A 2,364-nucleotide genomic window follows, 5' to 3' on the forward strand; every position below is an offset into this window, starting at 1 on the left:
TGACGGCGCTCAGCGAAATTCCCCAGTCCTGCTCATCGAAGCTCCCCAGGTCGCGGGGTTAGATTAGCGGAAGTTTGTGCCCGTTGTCACGCGGCGCAGCTCGTTGGATTGGGCGGCGTGGTTGCGGAGCCGGTAGGAGCCGCCGTCGAGGGTGACGACGACGGATCGGTGCAGGAGCCGGTCGAGCATCGCGGCGGCGACGGTGGTGTCGCCGAGGATCTCGCCCCAGGCGCCGACGGGCCGGTTCGTGGTGATCACGATCGACGTTTTCAGGTAGCGCTGGTTGATGACCTGGAACAGTGCTGACGCGGCCTCGGCGGGCAGCGGAAGGTAGCCCAGCTCGTCGATCACGAGCAGCGTCGGACCGGCGAAGAACCGCATCATCGTGCCCCACTTGCCCTCGATCGCGGCGCGGTGGCAGCGAGCGGCGAGGTCAGCGGCAGAGGTGAAGTAGGTGCGGTAGCCGGCGGTCACGGCCGCATGGCCAAGGCCCGTGGCGATGTGGGTTTTGCCGACTCCGGGCGGTCCGATCAGCAGCACGTTCGTCGCGGTCTCGAGGTAGCGGCAGGTGCCGAGCTCGGCGAGCAGGTTTCGGTCGATGCCGGAGGCGGCGTCGAGGTCGAAGTCGTCCAGGGTGGCGCCGGTGGGGAGGTTCGCGAAGCGGAACCGGCCCGAGAGCCGCCGGGCGTCGGTCGCGGTGACCTCGATGGCCAGTAGGCGCTCGAGGGCGTGGGTGAGGCTCCAGCCCTCGGCTTGGGCCTGGTCCAGGACGCGCGGCAGGGCGTCGGCGGCGTCAGCGAGTTTGAGCTCGGTGAGGTGGCCGCGGAGCTGCTGATAGACGCTCGCCGGCGTCGCCGCGGCCACGGGCATGGCGGTCGTCTGGGCGGTGGTGAGTGGGGTGTTCATCGGAGGGTGTTCCTGTTCTTCGCGGCCGTCTCGTAGGCGGCCAGGCTGATCACGGTGGTGGGTTCGGTGGTGCCGGTCAGCGCCAGGGCGGCGCGGCGGGCTGCGGTGCCCGGTGGGATGCGTTCCTTCTTCCGGTGCGGCCGGCCGGGAGGCGCGGCGGCCATCGCGATGGTCTCAAGCGCGGTGATGTGTCCGCTGTCGCGGATCGTGACTCCGAGGCCGGCCTCCGCGAGCGTGTGGCGGGCAAGGACAACGCCCGAGACCGTCGCGATATCGATGGTTGCCGCGCCGAGGCGCTGGTGAACGACGACGCGGGTCGCGGCCAGCTCTGGCGGGACCGAGTACCGGTTCCCGCGCCAATCGATCAGCGCCTGCCGTGTCGCGGTGCGTTCCTCGGTCACCACGACCGGGAACAGTGTTGGTGGCAGCGGTTGGAGGCGTTCTGCGGTGAACATGACCGCGGCCGTCGTGGACCCGTCGCGGCCCTCGCGCCGCCGCTCGTCTTGGCCAGTGGCGAAGGCGGTGAGGCGTTGTTGGGCTTGCTCGAGGGTGACGTCGTCTGGGAGGTTGCGCCACCAGCGTTGCGCGGCGGTGTGGTTGTTCTTCTCGACCACGCCCTTGCGGTTGCCCGACCGGGGCCGGCAGGCGACGACGCTGACGGCGTGGTGTTTGGAGAACGCGGCGAACATCGGCGTCAGATCACTCGTCCCGGCCTTCAGCACGGTGCTCATCCGGTCGAACCGCCACGTCTTCGTCACTCCGCCCAGCAGCCCCAGCAGGACCGTCATCGCGGCAAGCAGGTGGGGCAGGTCCATCGACGGGGAGATCACCGCCCGCCAAACCCCCGAGTGCGCGAGCGACCCGACGAGAACGTAGGCGCGTTTGGTCGGGAACGCCCATCCGGCTGGGGCGTCGGGCAGCTCGACCCAGTCGAACTGGGTTTCCTCGCCGGGCGGGTGCTCGATGATCGCGTTGGGTCGCTTCGTCACGTGAGCGCAGGCCGTGCAGGCCGGCCGCAGATTCCGGTCTCGGATCTGGCGGGTCAGGGTCTGATACGACCCCTTGAAGCCCAGCGGGACGAGCTCGTCCAGCAGCGTTGCCGCCCAGAGATGCGGGTCCTCAGCGAGCCGGGCGGTGATGTAGTCGAGGAACGCGTCGAAGGGGTCCGGGGCGGCGCGTTGACGCACTCCTGGGGTGCGTTGGCCGGCCAGGTAGGCGCGGATGGTCTTGCGGTCGTGGTCGGTGCGGCGGGCGATCTCACTGATCGTCATCCCTTGGCGTTTGAGCGCGTGGATGTCCACGTCGTCCTCCTCTGAAAGCATAGGAGTAGGGCCTTTCTCGAGCTGGTGTGTGGTCGAAGACCATCAGCATCGAGGAAGGCCCGCTTCTATGAGCGGAAGCGACCCGGAGTGGGGAATTTCAGTGAGCAGAACTGGGGAATTTCAGTGAGCGCCGTCA

The 2,364-nt window shown here is 68.7% G+C and carries 2 protein-coding genes; both read right to left on the reverse strand.

Annotated elements, in window-relative coordinates:
* Positions 1–63 precede the first annotated feature (63 nt).
* Positions 64–906, reverse strand: coding sequence for an IS21-like element helper ATPase IstB (gene istB, locus QN357_RS18635; protein WP_323505355.1), 843 nt, complete (start codon positions 904–906; stop codon positions 64–66).
* Complete coding sequence (istA, locus tag QN357_RS18640; RefSeq protein WP_323505356.1) at positions 903–2,228, reverse strand: IS21 family transposase; 1,326 nt, start codon at positions 2,226–2,228, stop codon at positions 903–905. Before istA ends, istB begins: the two co-directional genes overlap by 4 nt.
* Between the last annotated feature and the right edge of the window lie 136 nt (positions 2,229–2,364).

Source organism: Cryobacterium sp. RTC2.1, assembly GCF_035018685.1.
GTDB lineage: Bacteria > Actinomycetota > Actinomycetes > Actinomycetales > Microbacteriaceae > Cryobacterium > Cryobacterium glucosi.

Excerpts from the sequence above, each read along its gene's own strand:
- istB (WP_323505355.1), bottom strand. The coding sequence starts at position 906 with ATGAACACCCCACTCACCACCGCCCAGACGACCGCCATGCCCGTGGCC.
- istA (WP_323505356.1), bottom strand. The coding sequence starts at position 2,228 with ATGCTTTCAGAGGAGGACGACGTGGACATCCACGCGCTCAAACGCCAA.